At 66.2% G+C, this 20,518-nt stretch carries 23 protein-coding genes; 16 read left to right on the top strand and 7 right to left on the bottom strand.

What is annotated here, in order from left to right; all coding sequences use genetic code 11:
• Positions 1 to 68: 68 nt before the first annotated feature.
• The 4 genes from K9S39_RS05275 to K9S39_RS05260 form a co-directional block, all read right to left on the bottom strand.
• Complete coding sequence (locus K9S39_RS05275) at positions 69 to 2,444, bottom strand: DNA topoisomerase (protein ID WP_248862201.1); 2,376 nt, start codon at positions 2,442 to 2,444, stop codon at positions 69 to 71.
• Between the two features lie 218 nt (positions 2,445 to 2,662).
• Entirely contained in the window at positions 2,663 to 2,878 is a 216-nt protein-coding gene (locus tag K9S39_RS05270; protein WP_248862200.1) for a hypothetical protein, read from the bottom strand.
• 312 nt (positions 2,879 to 3,190) lie between these two features.
• Positions 3,191 to 4,360, bottom strand: a complete 1,170-nt coding sequence (locus tag K9S39_RS05265; RefSeq protein WP_248862199.1) for a hypothetical protein — start codon at positions 4,358 to 4,360, stop codon at positions 3,191 to 3,193.
• On the bottom strand, positions 4,357 to 4,731 hold the full coding sequence (locus K9S39_RS05260; protein ID WP_248862198.1) for a hypothetical protein: 375 nt from the start codon (positions 4,729 to 4,731) through the stop codon (positions 4,357 to 4,359). The genes K9S39_RS05265 and K9S39_RS05260 overlap by 4 nt, the downstream gene beginning before the upstream one ends.
• Positions 4,732 to 4,937: 206 nt before the next feature.
• Between K9S39_RS05260 and K9S39_RS05255 the strand changes: the two genes are divergently transcribed.
• Entirely contained in the window at positions 4,938 to 5,294 is a 357-nt protein-coding gene (locus K9S39_RS05255; RefSeq protein WP_248862197.1) for an SH3 domain-containing protein, read from the top strand.
• Between the two features lie 121 nt (positions 5,295 to 5,415).
• Positions 5,416 to 5,847: a hypothetical protein gene (locus K9S39_RS05250; protein ID WP_248862196.1), complete on the top strand. Its 432-nt coding sequence runs from the start codon at positions 5,416 to 5,418 to the stop codon at positions 5,845 to 5,847.
• A gap of 174 nt (positions 5,848 to 6,021) precedes the next feature.
• Here the strand turns inward: K9S39_RS05250 and K9S39_RS05245 are convergent, their stop codons facing one another.
• The gene (locus K9S39_RS05245) at positions 6,022 to 7,686 is read right to left on the bottom strand and encodes an IS1182 family transposase (protein WP_248862195.1); all 1,665 of its coding nucleotides are present in this window, start codon (positions 7,684 to 7,686) and stop codon (positions 6,022 to 6,024) included.
• Between the two features lie 312 nt (positions 7,687 to 7,998).
• Here K9S39_RS05245 and K9S39_RS05240 point away from each other — a divergent pair, with 312 nt between their 5' ends.
• Together K9S39_RS05240 and ku are read left to right on the top strand one after the other, a co-directional pair.
• Positions 7,999 to 8,673, top strand: a complete 675-nt coding sequence (locus K9S39_RS05240) for a hypothetical protein (protein ID WP_248862194.1) — start codon at positions 7,999 to 8,001, stop codon at positions 8,671 to 8,673.
• 903 nt (positions 8,674 to 9,576) lie between these two features.
• Positions 9,577 to 10,353, top strand: a complete 777-nt coding sequence (gene ku / locus K9S39_RS05235; RefSeq protein WP_248862193.1) for a non-homologous end joining protein Ku — start codon at positions 9,577 to 9,579, stop codon at positions 10,351 to 10,353.
• A gap of 315 nt (positions 10,354 to 10,668) precedes the next feature.
• Here ku and K9S39_RS05230 read toward each other — a convergent pair whose 3' ends face one another.
• Positions 10,669 to 11,502 (bottom strand): hypothetical protein, encoded by an 834-nt coding sequence (locus K9S39_RS05230; RefSeq protein WP_248862192.1) that lies wholly within the window; start codon positions 11,500 to 11,502, stop codon positions 10,669 to 10,671.
• Between the two features lie 312 nt (positions 11,503 to 11,814).
• Here K9S39_RS05230 and K9S39_RS05225 point away from each other — a divergent pair, with 312 nt between their 5' ends.
• From K9S39_RS05225 to K9S39_RS05215, 3 genes are read left to right on the top strand one after another with little or no spacing between them, the layout of a single operon-like run.
• Complete coding sequence (locus K9S39_RS05225) at positions 11,815 to 12,093, top strand: hypothetical protein (RefSeq protein WP_248862191.1); 279 nt, start codon at positions 11,815 to 11,817, stop codon at positions 12,091 to 12,093.
• 33 nt (positions 12,094 to 12,126) lie between these two features.
• Complete coding sequence (locus tag K9S39_RS05220; protein WP_248862190.1) at positions 12,127 to 12,576, top strand: homing endonuclease associated repeat-containing protein; 450 nt, start codon at positions 12,127 to 12,129, stop codon at positions 12,574 to 12,576.
• Entirely contained in the window at positions 12,567 to 13,253 is a 687-nt protein-coding gene (locus K9S39_RS05215; RefSeq protein WP_248862189.1) for a hypothetical protein, read from the top strand. The genes K9S39_RS05220 and K9S39_RS05215 overlap by 10 nt, the downstream gene beginning before the upstream one ends.
• A 323-nt stretch (positions 13,254 to 13,576) precedes the next feature.
• Here the strand turns inward: K9S39_RS05215 and K9S39_RS05210 are convergent, their stop codons facing one another.
• Entirely contained in the window at positions 13,577 to 14,842 is a 1,266-nt protein-coding gene (locus tag K9S39_RS05210; protein ID WP_248862188.1) for an IS701 family transposase, read from the bottom strand.
• Positions 14,843 to 14,987: 145 nt separating this feature from the next.
• Here K9S39_RS05210 and K9S39_RS05205 point away from each other — a divergent pair, with 145 nt between their 5' ends.
• From K9S39_RS05205 to K9S39_RS05165, 9 genes are all read left to right on the top strand, one after another.
• Positions 14,988 to 15,590, top strand: coding sequence for a helix-turn-helix domain-containing protein (locus tag K9S39_RS05205; protein ID WP_319949532.1), 603 nt, complete (start codon positions 14,988 to 14,990; stop codon positions 15,588 to 15,590).
• Positions 15,521 to 16,114 carry an IS630 family transposase gene (locus tag K9S39_RS05200; RefSeq protein WP_319949626.1) on the top strand — a complete coding sequence of 198 codons (594 nt, stop codon included), beginning with the start codon at positions 15,521 to 15,523 and terminating at the stop codon, positions 16,112 to 16,114. Before K9S39_RS05205 ends, K9S39_RS05200 begins: the two co-directional genes overlap by 70 nt.
• Positions 16,115 to 16,143: 29 nt before the next feature.
• Complete coding sequence (locus K9S39_RS05195) at positions 16,144 to 16,470, top strand: hypothetical protein (RefSeq protein WP_248862187.1); 327 nt, start codon at positions 16,144 to 16,146, stop codon at positions 16,468 to 16,470.
• A 152-nt stretch (positions 16,471 to 16,622) separates the two neighbouring features.
• The gene (locus K9S39_RS05190) at positions 16,623 to 16,772 is read left to right on the top strand and encodes a hypothetical protein (protein WP_248862186.1); all 150 of its coding nucleotides are present in this window, start codon (positions 16,623 to 16,625) and stop codon (positions 16,770 to 16,772) included.
• Between the two features lie 2 nt (positions 16,773 to 16,774).
• Positions 16,775 to 17,470 carry a hypothetical protein gene (locus tag K9S39_RS05185; RefSeq protein ID WP_248862185.1) on the top strand — a complete coding sequence of 232 codons (696 nt, stop codon included), beginning with the start codon at positions 16,775 to 16,777 and terminating at the stop codon, positions 17,468 to 17,470.
• 62 nt (positions 17,471 to 17,532) lie between these two features.
• On the top strand, positions 17,533 to 18,402 hold the full coding sequence (locus K9S39_RS05180) for a hypothetical protein (protein WP_248862184.1): 870 nt from the start codon (positions 17,533 to 17,535) through the stop codon (positions 18,400 to 18,402).
• A gap of 188 nt (positions 18,403 to 18,590) precedes the next feature.
• Entirely contained in the window at positions 18,591 to 19,157 is a 567-nt protein-coding gene (locus K9S39_RS05175; protein ID WP_248862183.1) for a hypothetical protein, read from the top strand.
• Between the two features lie 65 nt (positions 19,158 to 19,222).
• A complete protein-coding gene (locus K9S39_RS05170) occupies positions 19,223 to 20,149 on the top strand; it encodes a hypothetical protein (protein WP_248862182.1) in 927 nt (308 codons plus the stop codon).
• Positions 20,146 to 20,379 (top strand): hypothetical protein, encoded by a 234-nt coding sequence (locus tag K9S39_RS05165; protein ID WP_248862181.1) that lies wholly within the window; start codon positions 20,146 to 20,148, stop codon positions 20,377 to 20,379. Before K9S39_RS05170 ends, K9S39_RS05165 begins: the two co-directional genes overlap by 4 nt.
• The last annotated feature ends 139 nt before the right edge of the window (positions 20,380 to 20,518 follow it).

Raw genomic sequence — 20,518 nt, 5'->3', positions numbered from 1 at the left:
GTCGTGAAAAGGCAGCAGCGGTCCCCAGGTCCGGGACCCGCTGCTGCTCGTCAGTGCCTGTGTGGGCATCAGCCGAACGACGGCACGATCTTCTTCTTGCCGCCCTCTTCCTTCCAGGCAACCTTCGCGTCAAAGGTCTTACCCTTCGACGAGACGAACCCCGTGCCTTGGATGGTCTTGCCGGCCGCCAGGTCACGCCTTTGCGCATCGGTAAAAGTCACCTGGCACCAGGACCGCGGCGGCTCGTCGCCAGAGCCGAAGTCGGGGACGATCTTCTTCGCCTTCGCGTCCCAGCTGACCTTGCAGCCGAAGGTCTTGGCGGTCCTCGCGCTGACGAAGTCGTCGATCTCCAGCGCCTGGCCCGCCAGGAGCGCCGTGACCTCCGCCGGCGTGAACGTCCGGCCGGACCACTTCGTCGGCTTGTCGGGCACCTCCAGCTGGAACCCGACGAACTTGCGGCCCTTGAAGTCGCCGCCGCCGAGCGCACCGGTGGCCGTGAACGGCTTGTCCGCCTTCGACCTCGCCTCGAACGAGATCGTCTCGCCCGCGAGCAGCTTCGCCACCTCGTCATCGCTGAACTCGTGGCCCGACCAGACCTTCTTGAAGGCGACCTTCTTCGGCTCGCCCGGAGCGGCCTGCCACACACCTTCGGCGCGCGCAGCGACTACCTGCTCCTTCAAGCCCAGCTCGGCGCGCATGGACGCGGCGTTTTTCGTCATCGTGACGATGTCATCGCGTACCCAGTCGGCGACGACGGCCAGGCGCTCCTCGGCCGTCGCCGTCCCGGCGGCGATGTCGCGCATGTCGGCGTAGACCTTCTCAGTGAGTCCGAGGTCGCCGATGCGCGTGCCCGGCAGGAGCCGCCAGCTCATCTCGCCGGCCTGCGCGAGCCTGAGCTTCCGGCCCTTCTCCGTCAGCAGCGGGTACTTCGCCTTGCCATTGGTGACCTCCGAATACGTCGAGGTACGGGTCGCGCCCGTGCCCACGTCGCGCTTCTCCAGCTGCTTCATCAGCCACTTCATGGTCGGGTGCTCCGGGCGCTTGTTCGAACCCTCGAAGATGAACGGCTCAGCGTTCCGGCCCAGGCCCTTGCTGGACTCGTTCTCGTCGCCCTCGGCCGTGTCGTCGCCGGCGTCCGGATCGAACACGGCACGCCAGCCGGGGCTCTTGGGCACGTTGGCGATGCCGACGAAGTCCGGGTACTTCTCCACGTGGCCCTTCTGCTGCTCGTAGAGGTAGTCCTCGGCGAGCATGGCCAGGTAGTTCTTCGCGAGCATCTCGTAGATGAGTCGTCCGGCCTTGCCGTACTTGTGCTCGACCTCGTCCAGCGAAGAAGGCACCTTCAGGCCCGGACGGTTCGCACCGTGCGTGCCCTGGGGCTTCACGTGTGTGGACCGGGGCTGGCGGTGCGTCAGAAGCCCAGCGTCGACGCCGACCACGGCGGCGATCTTGTCGACCAGCGGGGCGAGGTCCTTGAACTGCTCGGGCGTGATCGTCTTGTCCTCCGTGCGCGGGTACGAGACGACCTGGTCCTCGTACATCTTCTGGTAGGTCGAGAGCGTCAGGTTCGCCTTCACGCCCTTGCCGACGAGCATCGAGGACAGGGACGCCAGATCGAGCAGCTTCGGCGGCGCGGTCTTCTTGCCCGCCTTGCTGTCCAGGACGACAGGGGAGGGGCCGTACTGCTGCGGCACCTGGCCCTTCTGGTCGAACCGCGGCTCATCAGGGTTCGTGTACATGACGTCGTTCTCGTCGCGGAAGCGGTTCTGGAAGAACGGCTTCTTCACGTACGCGTCATAAGCCTTCTGCTGGTCGCCGACGAGAGAGACCATCGCCGACTTCAGCCGGCCCTGGCGCAGCACGAGGTCCTGACCGGACTGGCGACCCATCGCCGTGGCGATGCGGGTGAACTGCATCGAGAGGAAGTCCCACTGCGAGCGGTACATCGCCTTGCGGTAGTCGCCCTCGTCCTGCATGGACTTCACCGGCCGGCGCTGCTCGAAGGCCTTCTGGATCGAGGCCTTCGACTCGTCGGTGAACTCCATGCGGCTGAACCGCTTGCCATGGAAGCCGAGTTCGTCGATCGCCTCCCAGAAGAGCAGGTCGCCCTCGCCGGACGGATCCAGGTCCGTGGCGATGACGATCTCGGCACCGCGGCCGAGCGCCGCACGCAAAGCCTTGATGACGTCTGCGACGTTCTTCTGTGGCTCGCGCCTCCACGAAAGATCCTGCGGGTTCCACGGCAAGTTGCCCAGGTCCCACGTCTGATAGGCGTCCGCGAGCGAGGAGTCCACCATCGCGTGTGGCTGGGCGAACTCGTAGAGATGGCCCCTCAGGCTCGCCACCTCGTAGGCCGTGCCCTTGTAGCTGCCCTTCGTCCCGCCGAGGGCGCTGGCCATGTTCCTCGCTGCGCTCGGCTTCTCTGCGACCACGATCGCGACCATGTCGACTCCTTCTCGTCGTTGACTTGGAAACGAGTGTGAGCCTACTCGAAAAGAGTGGTCGAATGAGAGTCGAAAGGGATCTAAAAGGACTTTGAATGGCGTGAGGGTCATGTAAAGAAGGCCGGCGCCGGCACGCTGTTCGAGCAATCGCCGCTCGTCAAAAAGAGAGAAGACCCCGAGAAGCTGTGCTTCTCGGGGTCTTCATCTGTCGAGCGCTGTCACCGCCCAGTCGGCAACGCCACGCCGAGCCGGACGCGGTACACCCGCAGCACCTTGCCGAGTATCTCGAGTCCCTCAGGGTGCTTCAGGCCTTCCTCCAGCTCCTTCAGCCGGATGGGCCGCACACCGGCCACCTCGGCGACCTGCTTGCGCGTGGCCTGACCCCTGAGCTTGATCAGCAGATGCGGCAGGTCCGCGGTCAGGTCCTCGAACATCCGGAACTTTTCCCGCTCGCCCATGCGCGTGTGGCCGACATGGATCGCGCCACGTCGACGCATCTTCCCGGAGCTTCGCGGGGATCTCCTGCTCGCTCCGGTAGCGGCGCTTGAAGGCCCACGTCCCTTCGCGCTGCGTCCGGCATCCGCGCGGCGCGTCCACGGGCCGCGAGGCCGGCGCGGCCATACCCGCACACCGCGGAGTGCAGTACAGGCCGAGGTACACCGGATCCTGGGCACGGAGGCCCAGACCCTTGCCGCACGTCTTGCAGCGCTGCCGGGCGGGGAAGTGCTTCTCCTTGCTCGTCGTGGTCATCGAATCGGCCGTCCTTCCCGCTCGCGTTCAAGCTTCAGCTGCGTCCTGGTCGCCTCCCGGGCCTTGTCCCGGAGATAGATCGCCTCCTTGTGCGTGATCGGCGCGTCGTGGAGGTTGTGCGAGCCCCGCAGGAAGTTCTCCGTGCGGTCGGCGATGGAGTACGCCAGCGCCTGCTCGATCACTGCGCTGGTCTGGCGCACCTCGCCCAGCTCGTCGCGCAGCTTGCGCAGCAACCCGTCCCGCTCGCGTTCGACAGCCTCGATGTTCGCCAGGCGTGCCACCACGCTGCCCAGCAGCGGGTCGCGGGAGCGGAACAGCTCGACGGCGCGCTCGGTGGCAGGATCGGCATCAAGGCGCAGGTCGAGCTGCGCCAGCAGGAACGCCGTCACCAGCGTGCCCTGGCTCAGCCGCTGGCTGAACTCGCGCGCGGCGCTGTCGCTCACGCCCAGATCACGGACCGCGGCGGCTCGCAGCTGCTCCCGCAGCGCGTTCATGATGCTCTCGGGCAGCGCCTTGATGTGCGGCTGGCTCTGCACGCCGGCGAGCCGGAAGCCCGACTGGGGGAGCGTGGCGGTCTCGGCTGTGCTGCCCGAGCTCCCCTTCGATGCCGCACTCTGCACGGCGTCCTGATGGTCGGTGAGCTGGAGCGAGCCGGGCGTTACATGCTCGGATTCATCCGGTGTGGCGACGACGTCGTGAGAAGTGACTTCGGCTGTAGCGGCGTCCTCGACGTCCGGCTGTGCCCCGGGAGCCGGAACAGCATCGGCCGCAGGGCCCGCCGGCGCACAGCCCGGGAGCGCCCCGGCAGTCCCTCCCTGTCCACCGCCGTCACCACCACGCTGGTTGGATCCGCCGGCCCGCTCGGAGTCGCCGGCGTCGGGCTCGTAGTCCGGCTCCAGGTCCAGGCGATCCTCTTCGGCGTCCACGTCGGGATCGGCCTGCAGACCTTCAACCTCGGGTTGAGAGTCGACGTCGCCGGCCTCATCAAGCTGCGCCTCCGGCTCGGGCGTTGCCACCTCAGGCTCAGGCTGTGCCGCCTGGGCCTGGACGCGCTTGAGCTCCTCGCTCCCGCCGCGCCGGTAGGCGTCGAGGAAGGACGTGTCCACCTCCATCACCTCGGCGGTGGGTGTGGCCGCTTCCAGCATCTCTGCGAAGTCCCGGCTCATCCGAGCTCACCGTCCTCGTCATCCAGGAGGTAGTTGTCGCCGCGCGTGAGCCCGATGAGGGAGTCGAAGCCTGTGGTGACGACGCGTTCGAGATTCGCCGAGTTCTTCGCCAGCGCCGCGACCTGGTCGACAAGCTCGTTGAGCCGCGCGATCTCCAGGGTCGGCAGGTCGTAGTCGAGGTTCTCGCGCCGGATCTTCTCGACCACCGCCTCGGCCACGTACTCGTTCACAGAGGAGAACCCGCGCTTGTCGGCCCAGTACTCCGCGCGCTGTTTGTCGTCCGGGTCCAGCCGGACGAACATGCCCCGGCGACGGTCGCCCCCGTTCTGAGGCGCGCCCGCCGGCTTCTTCTTCGCCTGCGTAACGGTCATGCGCGGCCTCTCTTTCCTTCATTCGACTGGCCTATGAGGCCATCTTATCAACGCTATTCGATAAGTTGTCCGTGACGGGCAGTCGATCGACAGATGAGGTGTTGTGCTCATTGATTCGTCACCCGAGTTCCTATAGAGTCGCACTCGCACTCAGTGATCCATTCGCAAAGGCATTCGTAAGGATGTCGATAGTGTCGGGGGAAGGCATGCAGATACGTCGATCCATAGCCGCTCTGTCCTTGACCGCCGCTCTTGCAGGCTCCGGTTTGGTCGCGGCCGCCGGTACGGCCCAAGCCGTTCCGAAGGGCTGCTACGTCACTGCGTCGTCAGCCAAGCTCCGCTCCAAGGCGTCGACCAGCTCCACTGCTGTGGGCGTCACCTACAAGGGCAACAAGTGCTCCGAGAAGGATTACGACTGGAAGAACGGCTACAGCTGGATCAAGGTCAAGATGACCACCGGGAACGCCAAGGGTAAGACCGGCTGGATCAGGGGCGACCTGGTCCACACCATGGCTGAGGACATTCCCACGTGCATCCCAGAGGACCAGTCCTGCCACAGCTGACGACGAAGCAGCTTGTCAGCTTGGGCGGCACCGCCCGCTCTACGGGCGGGCACAAACCCAGCGCCGGGCGGGTCCATTGAGGATCCGCCCGGCGCCGTTTCCCCACCGAGGAGAGGGCGACATGTCAGCGCAATCGACCGTGACCTGGGTCCGGCTGAGCGGCCAGTGGGTGCGGGCCGACCGTATCGTTGCGGTGCGCCTGGAGCTGCCGGCGAGCGCCGGTCTGCCTGGCCGGTGGGGCTCCACCGTCGGTGTCGCCGGGCTGCGTCTCATGGTGTGCGCCGAACTCCCCGTCGAAGACGACGGGGAGAAGAGGGCGCTCTGGCGGCAGGCCGGAGTCTGCGCTGAAGACCGGGCCGAGGTGGTGGAGGCGAACCTGCTGGACGCCATCGCTTCGCAGACGGCCGGTGCTGGCGCCCCCCGCTATGTCTTCCCGGTGGAGCGGGATGGTTGGCTCGTCCACTGGGAAGCAAGCACCACGCGGCCTCAGCGCTCCAAGGAGGCCCGGAGCGTCCTGCACCTTGCCCCTGAGCGTCAACGGGGCTTGCGCTGACTCCTGCCTTTGGGCGCGTGCCCCGGTCCCGGGGGGTGCGGCGCCACGGGGGGAGCGCCGCACCCTGCGGCCAGATTAGTGGCGCTTCCGTCCGTACGAGGGGCGTTTCGCCCTATCAAACTCACCTCTTAAGGACTCCGTTGGGGAATCCGCAAAGCGGTTCTCGTGATCAGGTCATGCCGCGAGGGCAAGCCGGGCGAGGTGGGAGACGCGGGTCGCGCCGAGTGGGGTGCCGTTCAGCCAGGCGTCGATCCGGATGATGTTGAGCGCGGTGGCGGCGAGGACGTTGCCGAGGTGGGTCTTCGCCCGCCCTGCGCAGCGAGTGCGGCGGATTCCGGTGCGGCGGACGGCTTGGGAGATCGTGCCCTCGATGCCTGCGCGGATGTCGTACCGCTTCTTCCACTCCTCGGTTCGTTGTTCCTGACGGCGCTGTTCGAGAACCTCTTGCTGCTCACGAGGGAGCAGGGTCAGGCTGCGGCCGTAGCGGCCCTTGTCCGAGGCCCGTGTGCAGGCCGAGCGCAGCGGGCAGGGACGGCAGTCGGTGGCGGCGAACTGAACCCTGGTGATCGGGGTGCCGCTGGATTTGACCTGGTCGGACCAGCTGACGCTGACCGCACCGCGCGGGCAGGTCACCTTGCGTTGATTCCAGTCAATGGTGAAGGCCCGCTGAGAGAGATCCGGGCCGTCGTCGTCCTGCTTGCCGTGGTGAGTGTCCAGGTTGACCGGCCCGAGCAGGGTCATGCCGTGATTGTTGAGGGCGGTGAGGATGTGGGCGGCGGTGACGTAGCCGGCGTCGACCACGTGCTCGCCGGGCGCCAACTGGCGTTTGTCCAGGCGGCGGTGGACGGTCTCGGTCATCTCGGCATCGTCCACGGTGGCGTCCGTCGTCGCCACGTTCGTGATCACATGGAGTTCGTCCGGCTCGCAGGTCTCGGTCAGATGGGCCTTGTAGCCGGTCCATCCCGATCCGCGCTTGATGCCGTAGCGGGCATCCAGGTCGTAGGGGGAGGCCAGCCTCATTCTGCCGGGCGGGAGGTCTTTGCCCTCCCGCCAGCGCACCCCCTCATCGTCGCGGTGGTACTGCTCACCCCAGGCGCGGCGCAGGACCTGCACCGCCGGGATCTGGCGTAGCCAGCCCGGGGCGCCCGGCGCGTTGATGGCGTCCAGGACCACGAAACCATCCCGTCCGACCTGCTCGGCCCATTCGCGGCGGACGTCCACTCCCTTGGGGAAGCGATAGCTGTCGATCTTGGCTCCGTAGCGCTCTACCCACCGGGAATCGATCAGCGGCGCAAGCCAGTCCGGAGCAGCTGCGGCCACGGCCTCCAGTGCTGCCCGCAGCGTCTCGCCGACGAACTCCATCCGGTTCAGCGAGCGCACCGCGGCGAGCACGTGCGTGGAGTCGGTGCGCTGCCGCCCACCGGCCCGCAGCAGCCCGGCGTCCGACACCCGGGCCAGCACCGCGTCCAGGACTTCTTCCTCCAGCCCGTGCTCGATCAGACGGGTACGAAAGTCCCCCAGCACCGTGAAGTCGAACCCGGGATCATCCAGCTCCAGCCCGAGGAGGAACTTCCAGTCCATCCTGGCCCGCACCTGGTCGGCGGCCTGACGGTCGGACAGCCCTTCGGCGTACTGCAACACAGACACAAGCGCCAAGGCCCCCGGGGAGATCGCCGGACGCCCACGCCCGGGAAACGCCTCGGCGAAGTCAGCATCGTCGAACACCAGCCCCAGCGCTTCCCGGATGCGGATGGCCAAGGTCCCCTTGGGGAACGCAGCCCGCACCACGCGCGCCGTCAGCTCCGGAACTCCGTCATCCGGCCGCGGCTCCAACGACATCCCCGCCCGTCCTCCCCATCGACACATCGATCACGAAGACCAACGACGCCACCGCGCTCGAAACACGGATTCCCCAACGGAGTCCTTAAGAGGTGAGTTTGTGTGGTGGGTCGTATTGCCAGTCTCACGATGCCGAGGACTTGATCGCCATGGAACTCCAGCGCAGCGCCAGCCTGGTGGCCGCACCCGATGTCCCCGTGCGGCGGCGCGGAGCTGCATGATCTGATCGGTGAGCTGCTCCACTGTGAGCCGCCCGACGACCACCCGATGTGCCCGGCACCCCGCCGCGGCCGCTCACCCAAGGAACCGCGTATGAGTGACCTTTCAGCCCGCACCGACCACAGCAGTGCCCCGGACCCCCTGCGCAGCGTGTACCTGAGGCTGGTCGCCGAGGAATCGATACCCGAGGAAGCACGAGGGCAATTCAGTTACCTGCAACCGCTGGCTACAGACCTCCTGGCGGGCATCGCCCTCGACACCCCTGACAACGTCCGCGTCCTCGATGACCGCGACGTGGCCCTCGTCGAATGGGACACCCTCGCGGCCACCGCGCGTACCAACTTGCTCAGCGAGCCGGTCAACTACGACACCTACGATCTCCCCGGTGGCGCGGTCCTCCACATCCTCGGCCACCCGGAGTCGGTGTTCGCGGCCAGCAAGGTGCTCGTCTTCGACGAGGCGGTGCGGGCTGCCGACGGCCCCGACATACCGGACGAGGGTGTGCTGCTAGTCGTCCCGAACCGGCACAACCTCGTGTTCTATCCGCTCACCGACAGGCACGTGGCCGAGGCCGCCAACGCCTTGGCACAGTTCGGGCAAGGCGCCTACGAGGACGGCCCCGGACGCCTCTCCTCCCGGGTGTTCTGGTGGCGCGCCGGCACCCTGACATCGATCACACTCTTCGACCAGGAAAGCCGGACGATGAGCATCTCCCCGCCCAACGAACTGATGACGATCATGCGTCGCCTGGTCGGCGCCACCAGCTGAGGCGGCCTATCGCCTGCTCCGCGAAGAGGCTGCCTGAACACATCCCTCAGCACTGACGAAGCGGAGCGTTCGCGTTCAGCAGGCGTCACCACGTGGTTTGGCACTACTGGGGTGCGAGGGCCGATCTCGGCGGAGGGTACGGCCGTGATCGTTTCCATCACGGCGGTCATCGGCGTCAGGGCGGCGGTAGGCGGCTGGGCGGGCCGCGTGATCCGCAGTTGGTCGGCCGGCGCTTCCGTGTCTCGTGCCACGCCGCTGCCGAAGGCAACGATCCTCCCCGGCGGCCGAATCCAGGGGCCCTCTGGCCAGTGGGTCGATCACGTCGATGTCCGGTCGGCATGACCGTCGACCTGTTGCAGGAGCTGGATATCCGGCCGGGGCACCGGATCGGCGCCCCCGCGTGCGGCTCCTGGCCCACCACCCACCCCGGGCTGGACCGTTGCGGCCTGCGGGCCCCGGGACATCTGGGACGAGGTCCAGACCGTCGCCACCTTCTGGCGCACCGCTGGTTCCCCGACCTCCTACCGGCTCCACCTCGCCCCCGTGGCGAGTGGGCCAGCGCTAGGAGCGGCAGCACGGAGCTCGCCTGGCCTCTCCCCCGCTCCTCCGGCACGGAAGTCAAGGAATGACGCGACCACCGAGTGGTCCAGCCCCACGGCGAAGGAGCTCTGCCTGCGGTACTTCGACGTACGGGCTACCGCGTTACGGACCCCATCAGGTGACTGCCTGCCTCCGAGTAGCGGTCACCGCGTGCCGTCAACGTGCGCCGACGGCGAGATACCGAGACTCTGGGCGCGTGATCTCCGGCCCCCGCGTACACAATGCCTGCTTGCGCAGCGACCGGCGAGGTCCCCGAGCTTCGCCAGCGTGCGTTGACGCGCGTCCGGACGTCGGGGGCTGGGGATGAGGCCGGCGGGGGTGGGGACGCTGTCGGTGGGGTTGATCGCCGTATCGGTAGAGCTGTATCCGGCTACGCAGGGGGAGAGCGCTGGACGGGCGCATGAGGTGCACGGCGTTGAGGGATGCCGGAGCCGTATTCGGCATCGACGCGTCTGCGAGGCCGGACATGAGGTGCCCTACGAGCAGGTGGCCCGCGGTATCAACACAGAGGCCGGCACTGTGATCCTGTCAGACGAGGACCTTGCCCAGCTTCCCTTGCCGACCCGGCGGACGGTGGAGCTGGTCGGCTTCATCCCGTCGAGCGCTGTGGACCCATTGTGGTTCGACCGTGGTTACTACATTTCACCGCGCGGGCCCGGATCGGCCCGACCGTATGCCCTGCTCGCCGCGGCTTTGTCGCGTAGCGGTCGGGTAGGCGTTGGCAAGACGGCGCTCAGGACTCGCGAGCGGCCCGTGGTTGTCCGCCCGTACGGCGCTCGCCTCGCGTTGCACACGGTGTACTGGCCGCGCGAGCGCCGTCCTCCGCCCGAGGACCGCGCGTTTGGTGTGCCGGTAAGCGAGCGTGAACTGGCGATGGCGCAAACGTTGGTCGAAGCGCTGGGCGCCGAGGAGTTGCCCGAGATGCACGACGACTACGCCGCGGCCCTGGACCGCCTGGTGGAGGCCAAGATCAGCGGTGGGGAACTCGCAGCGCCGCCGGAGGCTCCCGCGGTTATGGACCTGATGGCTGCCCTGGAGGAGTCCATCCGCGCTGCGCGCGCCCAGGAAGGCGATCCGTGATCAGGCTGACCCCACGGCACGATCCGATGGGACGCCCGCCTTATTTGACTGATCTATGAGGCCATCTTGTCAAGACTACTCGATAAGCCATTGGCGCTCTTTGCGCTTCCGCTCGAATACCAGTAGAGTCGCAGCCGCGCCCAGTCAGTCCCCCCTGGCGGCGCATCGCCGCGGCAGGTGGCCCTGCTCGATTCCTTTCCTCTCGGGCGGGGCCACCTGCTGCGGACCACACCCGCCTTCGCGTGACGGCGAGAAGAGAAAAGGCCCGATGCGACACATCGCACCGGGCCCTTCGTCTGCCTGATGGGCGCCCGCTCAGGGGCCGGGCACGGGAGTCGGCGTCGCATTCGTCGTGCAGTCGACGAGCCCCTGGGTGAACCTCGGCGACTGCCAGATCGTCTTGTCCTTGTCGTTCGGTAGGTGTTCGACGATCGACCCGGTGCCGAGGGGTGCGCCGCCGGCGAAGAAGTGCAGCGCCTCCTGGCTGAAGCCCGCGTTGTACACCAAGGTCGACAGGCACTGACCGGCCGTCGCGTAGGTCTCCTTCTGACCCTCGTCCCGGGCGTAGGAGGAGAACATGGAGACCAGGCCCTTGGTGAGCTCAATGGACGAGTTGACCGGCTGATCCGCGCGGACCTGGTAAGCCGGCTTCAGGTTCGGCTTGCCAGCTACAGGCTTCGCGGCTGCCTTCGGCGGCACGTAACTCTGAGTCTTGGGGCTGCTGCCGTTCGGAAGTACAGCCTTGTCGATGCACGCGTCGAAGTCCTCGCGCAGCGACCGCGAGGCCAGGAGCGCAGCGTCGTCCTCGCTCACCTTGTTCAGTCCGTCGATGGCTGCACCCATGTCGTCGCTGTCGGCCTTGATGATGTAGGCCAGCGCCTCCTCCGGCATTCCCGCCCTCCGCACTGCGCTGGCTAGGCAGGCCCCGCCGTCCTTGCTGGAACTCTCAGTGCCCTGGAGGACGAGCTTGTCCAGCGCCTCGCCGAGGGCCATATCGGTGACCTTGACGGTGCTCATGGTCGGACTCGGCGCAGACGGCGCCTGGGTTGTGCTGCCGTCGCCGCTGGAGCATCCGGCGAGCAGAACGCCCGCGGCCGCAGCGAGTGCTGCGGCCGCGGGCGCAGCCTTCCTCGTCCTCCAGGTCTTCATCGCTTCTCACCTCGCCTCTCCTGTCGCTGACCAGTCAGATTGAATCGACTGGCCTTCGAGGATATCTTATCCAAATGCTTATCGAATGGCAGTCTGTGATGAGTCGGAATGCCACGATGTAAGGGGGTGCAGAGGGCGCGCTGGGCGGGGCTCGGGTGCGCAGGGTGCCTGCGGGTCTGTTTGGCGCTTGGGGATCAACGGAGTTGATCCGGAGGGCTCTGTGACACGTCGTGCGCGTGTCGGCTGCGGGTGGCCCCTTCTCGGGCGGCTGTTCGTGGGCTTCTCGTCTCCTCCTACGAAGGACTGCTCGCCATGACTGCTCTTGCTTCTGCTCGGGCCACCACCGACGTCGATCTGCTGACGCTCACACTGCTCGTGAGCAGTGACCAGAAGACCTGGCACCCGATCGTCTTCGAGGGTGAGAGCCCGGCCTACGTCGACAAGCAGGCCGCGGCCTGGCTCAAGGGACGGCCGTACCTCTCCGTCGAGATGGACGACTCGACCTGCTACGGCCAGTTCCCTCGGACCTTCAATGCGGTGTTCGCGTCCATCACCCGCGACCAGCAGCTCGTGCAGGCGCACACGCTCTGACGCGCGCCCGCTTCCAGAAGGAGAGCACCGGCCATGACTATGCATGCTGCGCACGTCCCCGCGCCCATGAAGCCCGGTCCGGTCGTCTACACCGACCGGCAGCTCCTACGCGTGCTCATCCGCCTGGCGCAGGGGGAGAGCAGCCTCGGACGTCGCACGTTCGAGCGGCGCCGCAGGGATGCCGATCCATCAGCTCCGCTCTACGAGCGCCGCTTCGGCAGCTGGAACCGTGCGCTGGAGCTCGCGGGTCTCGCCGTGATCGAACAACCCCAGCAGCTCCGGACTGCGACGACGAAGTGGACCCAGGAGCAGCTCATTGCCGCGATCCGGCAGTGCCTGCGGGAGACGGGATCCACGACGCTAGCGGCCTACGGGGCCTGGCGCACGGATCCGGCGGACCTGAAGGGTGATGTCCCGCCGGCCACCACCATCCGCTTCCGGATGGGCAGTTGGTCGCGGGCCACAGAGCTGGCTTGCGGCTGAAATCCATCGGCATCGGCGAAGCCGTTCGATCCCCGAATGCGGCGCTGAACCGCAAGGATCTGGAAAGAGGAACTGTTATGTCAACCGAAAAGCGGCCTCTCACGGGTCTCCGCGTACGAGTCCATGTGAAGGGTGAGACCGTGTATGGGCTCGCCAGGGTCCGCTACAGGGATGGTCACAAGCACGCTGGCCATTACGAGGTGGAGCGTGTCTCGGCTCCCCCGATTCTGGTTCCGTTCGGGGATGTCGAACCGGGACCGAACACCGATCAGATTCCGCCTGGGGCGGAATTTCCGGATCGTCGTGTGGCCTATCGCCCGCTGTTTGCTGAGCCGGGAGTCAAGGAGACATCCGCCAAGGTCTCTGGTGCAAACGTTATCTTCCCCGGAAACATGGAAAGGCTCCGGGAACTGATCGCGCTTGTCCGATCGGGCTGGATCGTGCACTGGACCAGTCACGAGGCCAACGAGTTCCGGGGGCAACTGAGCGTTGCCGAAGTCAGTGTATTCGAGGTGAGCATGAATCCGACCAAGGGAGCGCCGAGCCGGTACACATGGCCACTGGAAGGTGACGATTTCACCATCGAGGGTACTGCCATCACCGAGTACAAGGCTGACCATGCGTACATCGGCGGTCGAGCGTCCACACTGACGCTGCGGTTCGAAGCGCCGCGCTAACCAACAGCCTTGGAGAGACATCAAGGTCTCCTAGTTCGGTGCGAGTCCGGCTAGGGAACTCAATCCCCCGATTTCCGGGGCCGATTGGAAAGGGGAGGAACATGTCTGAGGAGTTCTCGAAGAGTGTACGGTCGACCGGTCTGTGACAGTCGGCCAGCCCAGTGAGGAGAAAGTGACCGGTTCGAGTCCGGCGCTGGGCGCGCAACAACTAGTAGGGCTTGGTCAGGTTGGTGTGGCTGTGAGTATGTCGCGGTGACAGGTGGGGCAGGCGCCGGCCCAGACCGCGAGGAGCGTCTGTAACTCGCGGACTACCTGGTAGAGGCTCAGGCCGGCGCCGTTTCTTTTGGGGCTCTGGCCAGTCGCTGGAGGGTGCAGAAGGCGTGGGCGGCGGAGACGAGGGTGACGTGGTGGTGCCAGCCGTTCCAGGTGCGGCCTTCGAAGTGGGCAAGCCCCAGGGCCTGTTTCATCTCCCGGTAGTCGTGCTCGATCCGCCATCTGATCTTCGCCAGCCGCACGAGTGTGGTCAGCGGGGTGTCGGCGGGCAGGTTCGAGAGCCAGAACTGGACCGGCTCGGCCTCCTTCGCGGGCCATTCGGCCAGCAGCCAGCACACGGGCAGCTCGGGCCCCTGTGTGGTGCGGCGGATCTCGCGTCCGGCGGGCCGGATTCGCAGAGCCGTGAACCGGGAGTACATGCGTTTGAGGCCGCTTCGGCCGGTGCCGGGCCGGGATCCCTCACGCCACTGGACAGGTCTGGCCGCCACACGTCCGGCGTCGATGACCAGCTGTTTCACCTTCCTGGCTGCCTCGGGATACTTCGCCACCGGTGGGCGTCCGGTCCCGTTGTAGGGCGGAGTGTGCGGTGTTGCATCGCCCGGCTGGGCAGTAACCGTGGTGGAGATACCCACCACGTAGTGCAGGCCGCGTTCCTCAAGCCCGAGCCGGAAGGCGGCGGTGTCCCCGTATCCGCCGTCCGCGACGGCGAGGGGGATTTCCAGGCCCCAGGACCGTGTCTCGTCGACCATGTCCAGGGCCAGCTGCCACTTCTCGACATGCCCGACGTCATCGGGGATGCCGCACCGCGCGCGCCGGGCGACCTTGGCAGGATCGGCCTCCGGCGAGGCTGGGTCCCACGTCCGCGGCAGGAACAGGCGCCAGTTGACCGCGGCCGAGGCATGGTCAGAGGCGAGATGAAGTGACACGCCTGCCTGGCAGTTGGCGACCTTGCCCGCGGTGCCGGTGTACTGCCGCGACACACACGCCGACGCCTCTCCATCCTTGAGAAACCCTGTGTCGTCAATGATCAACGCGGACGGGCTGATGGCGTGCTGCATCCTCCACGCCAGCCGGGCCCGCACATGCGCCGGATCCCACGGGCTGCAGGTGATGAAGTGGGCCAGAGCCTGCCGGTTCCCGTCCTCACCGAGCCGGGCGGCCATCGGCTCGACCGACTTGCGCCCGCCGCCCGTCAGCAGTCCACGCAGGTACACCGATCCCCACCGGCGCTGGTCCGCACGGGCGAACGGCTCGAACACATCCGCCGCGAAGTCCTCCAGATCACACCGGACCGCAGCCAACTCCTCAGGCGTCACATCCGATCAACGGCATACCTGATCATCCGGACACGCCACCGCAGGCTGAACCTGACCAGGTCCTACTAGTGCTCGATTCCTCTTTCGCTGGGTATATGTGCTGGTGGCGGGGTGGTTGCGAGTGCTCGGGGGCGGGTGCTGGTCGATGGTGTTACGGGCACGGCCGGGCCGTGATGATGATGAGCTTGCGGTGATCCGGCGGCTGGCACGGGCGCGGAAGGCTCCGCGAGATCTGGTGATGCGGGCGCGAATGGTGGATCTGAGCTGGGCCGGACTGCGGGTGCCAGCAATCGCGGATGAGGTCGGATGCGGGCAGAAGACTGTGCGCCGCTGGCTGCACCGCTTCAACCGTTGTGGCCTGGAAGGTTTGGAGGATCTCGGTGGCCAGGGGCGTAAACGGCGGATCACCGAGACGGAGCGGTCACGGATCATCGCTCTGGTCAGAATGCCGCCTCCGGGCCGTCTGACGGTGCAGGCAGGCGGGGACCTGGCGGCAGCGGACGAGTCGGGCCCGCCGGAGTGGACGCTTGATGCGCTGGCCACTGTCGCCCGCCAGGACGGGATCGAGGTGGGACGGTCTCAGGTGCGCAGGATCCTGCTGGCCGAGGGTGTGCGCTGGCGCCGTACTCGGTCCTGGACCCGTTCGAAGGACCCGGATTTCGAGGGAAAAGGACGAGGATCGTCGGCCTGTACACCAGCCCGCCCGACGGTGCGACGGTCGTCTGTGCCGACGAGCTCGGGCCGGTGATCCCGCGAGCCTTCCCGCCGGCGCCGGGCTGGTCGCCGGACGGTCACCGCATCAAATCCGAAGTCGACTACAGCCGCGGACCGGAGAAGACCTGGGTCTACGGTGCCCTGCGGATACGGGACGGCCACGAAATCACGATGACCGCCTCTTCCCGCAATAGCGTCTTCTACCAGCAGTTTCTGCAGAAGGTCGAGAACGCCAACCCGGTCGGTGACATCTACGTGGTCACGGACAACCTGTCTTCGCACAACAGCAAGTCCACCCGCGAGTGGCTGGAGGACCATCCCCGTATCCACCACGTCTTCATCCCCGTCGGCGCCTGCTGGCTCAACCTCCAGGAAGGCTGGTGGCGCATCTTCCGCAAGACCGCACTCGCCGGACAGTCGTTCGCCGGACCACCCGATATCGAGCAGGCCACCCGCCTCGCAACCACACAGCTCAACAGCCGAGCCCGGCCATGGATCTGGGGCAGACCCGCACCACCAACCCGCCCTCTACGGCGCCGATATATGTACACCGTTTGAGGAATCGAGCACTAGGAGAGGGGATCACAGTGCCGACAAACGTATGGGTCGAGACGCTGGACATCAAGAAGCACATCGTGCTCGACCACAACATCGACATGAGCACCGAGGACGGCATCGCCGAGTTCGAGGGCATCGTGTCGAAGGTTTCGGATGTCCTCAAGCACTCCAACTTCTATGTCTCCGACGTGGAGTTCGAGAAGCTGGACAGGATGGCAGACGAGAACAAGGCCATCGTGCAGCTCCGGACCATCATCGGGTGGCTCGAAGAGTCTGGCTCGCCCGGCAAGTGCACCGACGAGCTCCAGTACCTCTACCACTGGGCCGATGAAAACCGAGTCTGGCTCGGCAATTGATTCACAGTCTCTCTCCCGATTCGATCGGGCATCCGCGTCATTGCGGGGAGAGGCACAGGGCTTCCCGGGGCCAGAAATCCGGAGTTGAGAAGGGGGGAATAAATGAGTCCTTTGGAACTTCGCACGATTATCCACACCTCCTACGGCTTCGTGTGGGAGCACATCAGCGGCTCGAACTGGGTCGCCGAGTACCTCCCCACCCTTGCAACGGCGGCGGAATCCCCGGATTCGCGAGCCGCAAGATGGCCGCCTATTTCGTCTACCGCTACAACAAGCCGGAGCCGTCCGGCCGGAAGGACTGAGCATGCCGGAGCCGAAGTTCCACTACCAGCCGATGAACGAGGAAGGGACCCGGTTCAAGGTCTACACGGACGCCCCCGGCGATGCCGACGGCTTCCTGTATCAGGGCATCGTCTACGAGACGGCCGACCGCAGCTGGGTCGCTGACTGGACCGGTCGCAGCGTCGAGTCCATCGCCATGCCTGGCTTCACGTCGAGCGAGTACGCGGCCTCCGCTCTGTACTGGTTCACCCCGCCGACACAGTCCTTCGGCAGCCGACTGGCCGGCAAGAAGGCGGGGACGATGGACGAGCGAGTCATCGACACGTCCCAGTGCGGCTGCTGCGTGAACAACGGCTGCGAGTGTGAGGGAACCAACCGGATCTCTGAGCGCTTCGGCACAACGCAGTCGTACGAGGTCCAGCCCTCCCTCATCCCGGCCCCCGGCGTGCTCGTCTCCCTTATGCCGCTGAAGGACGGCGACTTCCTCGTGGACTTCAACACGCAAGGTTGTGGCAGCGGGATCGGCTACCTCCAGAAGCGCGACGACGGCCGCTACGACGTCCGCATGGGTCACAAGTCGATCGGGATCGCGCCGAAGCCGGAGACCGGCATGTGGGCGTGCCTTCAGGCACACACCGGCACGAAGTTCTACAGCATGCTCATCGAGGGCTTCGAGCCGCACGAACACCCCATCCACACCGTCCCCGAGGACAAATGAAATCGGAATCGGCGACTCGCCGACATCAAGTTCAGCGACCGCATCTACGAGTAGGAGCAACTGTGACCGACCCGATGTACACCGACTTCACGCTCGTGGCTGAACCGCTCCTCCGGATCGCGTACGACACGGCCGCGATGCTCGGCCCTGAGTGGCATGTCGAGGCCATCTTGAGTTCCGCGATCGTGGTGCACCGTATCGGTTTCCGTGTCTGCCTGGACGACGGCACCGAGCGGGTCTTGCTGACCGCGCACGTGTCGATCAGCACCGACAAGCGCAAGCCCCTGGCGGACGTGACTGCCGAGGTCGAGGCCGCCGACGACCAGGCCACCACCGTGCGCCGGACGGTCGAGGCCATCCGCACCGAGATCCTGCCGCACTTCGGACGCGAGGACGCTGTGGCCGGCCTGCGTGTGCTGTCTCTCCCGCTGCGGGACGCCGGCATTCCCGCCATCGCTCACGGCGGCACCTACAACACGTTCATCGAGTACACGCCGGAGCTGCTCAACGCGTCGATCCGGGAGTACGAGGAAGGGGAGCGACGCCCGCTCGGGGTGAGCATCACATCCACGGGCGCCGACGACACCCGCGTGGAGATCCGTATCCCGCACCTGCCCCTCCATGAGGCCGCACGTATCACGCAAGGCATTAGGCCGAGCATCAGCACCCCCATGCGGGGCTACAAGGAGGTGCCGGAGGAAGTTCGCGGCGAGGTCGCCGCCACGTTCCCGGGCCTCACCGCGACGCACGTCGTCAGCGACGTGCCCAGATACACCGACCTGAAGGACGAGAGCGGCGTCCTCACCATCCGCCACGCCCTGGCCGTGAAGCGGGTCGATGACCAGAACCACGGCCGAACGTGGGCGGCCGTTTGGCTGCGCGAGGCGACCGTCGCGCAGGCGTACGCGGTCCTGAGCGCCTACGCCTCCTAACTCCAACGAACGAGAGCCGAGAGGAACACAGCCATGAGCCTGGCGGCATTCAAGCGACGGATTCGCGAAGGGCAGCGGGTGACCGTGGTCAACAACATGCACCCTGCCCTGTCTGGGGAGCGCGCGGTGCATGCGATGCAGACCAAGGGGCTCAGGACGATGCCGAGGGCAAGGGCACCCCATGGTTCATGGCGTGGCCGCGCAAAGGGGAATGGCGGGTCGAGGGGGACACGCTGCATTTCGTCGACGTCAAGAACCCCGACAAGATTTTCGTCTCCTACACCTTCCACTTCGAGACCGAAGAGCAGACGGAGAGCGACAGCGCATCCGAAGAGGAGACGTCGGTCCGTACGCGCTACCGCGTGACATGGCAACGCACGGGAACGGAGAAGTCCCACACCGAGGACTGCATCGTTGACTCCGCGCAGATGACACGGCCGGGTGACCCCGAGCAGCGCGACCAGCTCCTTCGCACGATGCTCGCCAAACGGTGGATGTCGATCGGGCAGATGGAGCCGGAGAACATCACGCTCCAGGACGTCGTGCCGGTATGCAACTGCGAGAATTCCGAGCTGTCTTCGCTGTGCGACTTCGCCGAGGACGGCGGGTACCGCTTCCACCTGGAGACGTCCAACTCGTACGCGGGGTGCGAGATCGTCCAGGACCGGGCCAGCGACAGGATTCTGGGCATCGTCAGCAACACCCTCAGCGTCGGGTTCCTGACGCTGGTCCGCGAGAAGTACGGCCACCAGTAGCAGCAAGGACGCAACAGAAATCCGCGCGGCTTGCCGACCGGCAGCCGCTTTTTTCATGCCTGGATATGGAAGGCATCATGACGCACATCAAGTCCGGCGACGAGCTGGTACCGCAGGGAGGGGCGTTCGAGCCGGTGGCGGACTACACGTTCCTCTTCGTCCGCCGCGAGGGAATGCGGCTCATCTTCCGCGACGGCAACTGTGAGTTCTCGCGCTGGGCCACGGCCGACAAGCCCCGCGGAATCCTCCCGATGGCTCTGGGGGAGCGGCGTACCGTGGTGGAGCTGGTGCCCGATGCCCGGCCGATCGTCGGCGAGTCGATTTACCTCCTCACGCATCAGAGCCGTATTCGGAGGGTGGCTCCCTCACGTCATCACCGAAAGGCAGTTCCGGAACTCCTGCGTCGAGGACACGTACGACGGTTACCTTCGCCGTACCTTCAACGTCGAGGGGCCGAACGGAGAGACCGTTCACATCATCACGTGCGCCGGCGTGAGCACTGGCAAGATCCTGTGTATTTACTGGAAGGAAGCGGAGAAGTGAGCCTGGCTCGAACGGTTGAAGTGGTCTGGTACTACCGAGACCCGCGCGGTGGCCTGGGGCAGGACGAGACCGCGGAGCGCAAGACGGACGTGGTCCTGCTGGAGAAGTACGCCGACGATCACAACATGTCACTGGACGTGTTCGGCGAGGTCCGTCGCTCCCTGGCCGTGAAGTACTTCGGAGAGAGCCTCAAGGGCAACAACATCTTCGCCGACAGCATCACGAGCGTCTGTAACTGCGAGTCGACCGAGGCGTGCGAGTACGCCGAGTTCGACGGCCACCGGTTCAGCCTCAGCGACGGCTCGCGTATTGGCAGCATGACGATCCGCGAGAACGTGCCGAACCCGCGCGAGGGCTACCCGAACTCCAGGCTCGGAGTGGAGAACGTCAAGAAGCAGTGGGCCGAGCTGACGCTGGCCGCGATCATCGAGCAGGAGGGGCACCGGTGAGCGACGTGCAGGAGCACCTGGCGAAGATGCTGCGGATCGTCGGCATCGAGAAGATCACCGCGCGGAACATCGAGAAGGTGTGGGTCCGCATCCGGATGTGGGAGGACGCCGTCCGGTGCTCCCGCTGGGACCCTGACGCCGACGGGCAGCGGTTCACAATGGTCGAGGAAGTCCGCGAGAACGTCGGCGTGGCCGCAGACGACGGCACGAAGAAGCTGACGGACGTATAGTTCGACAGGCAGCTCGCCCACAACGTTCGGGTCGAGGCCGAGAAGTCGTACGCGTCCCTCACCCGCTTCAACTGAGTACGTGCTCAGGGAAGACGAGGCCTTCGTCCAGGAGAACGGGCGCGTCTTCATCTTCAAGAGG

It is taken from the genome of Streptomyces halobius (assembly GCF_023277745.1).
Taxonomy (GTDB): Bacteria; Actinomycetota; Actinomycetes; order Streptomycetales; family Streptomycetaceae; genus Streptomyces; species Streptomyces halobius.
Note: the sequence above shows the minus strand (reverse complement) of the source record. Positions and strands in the feature narration are given on the sequence as shown.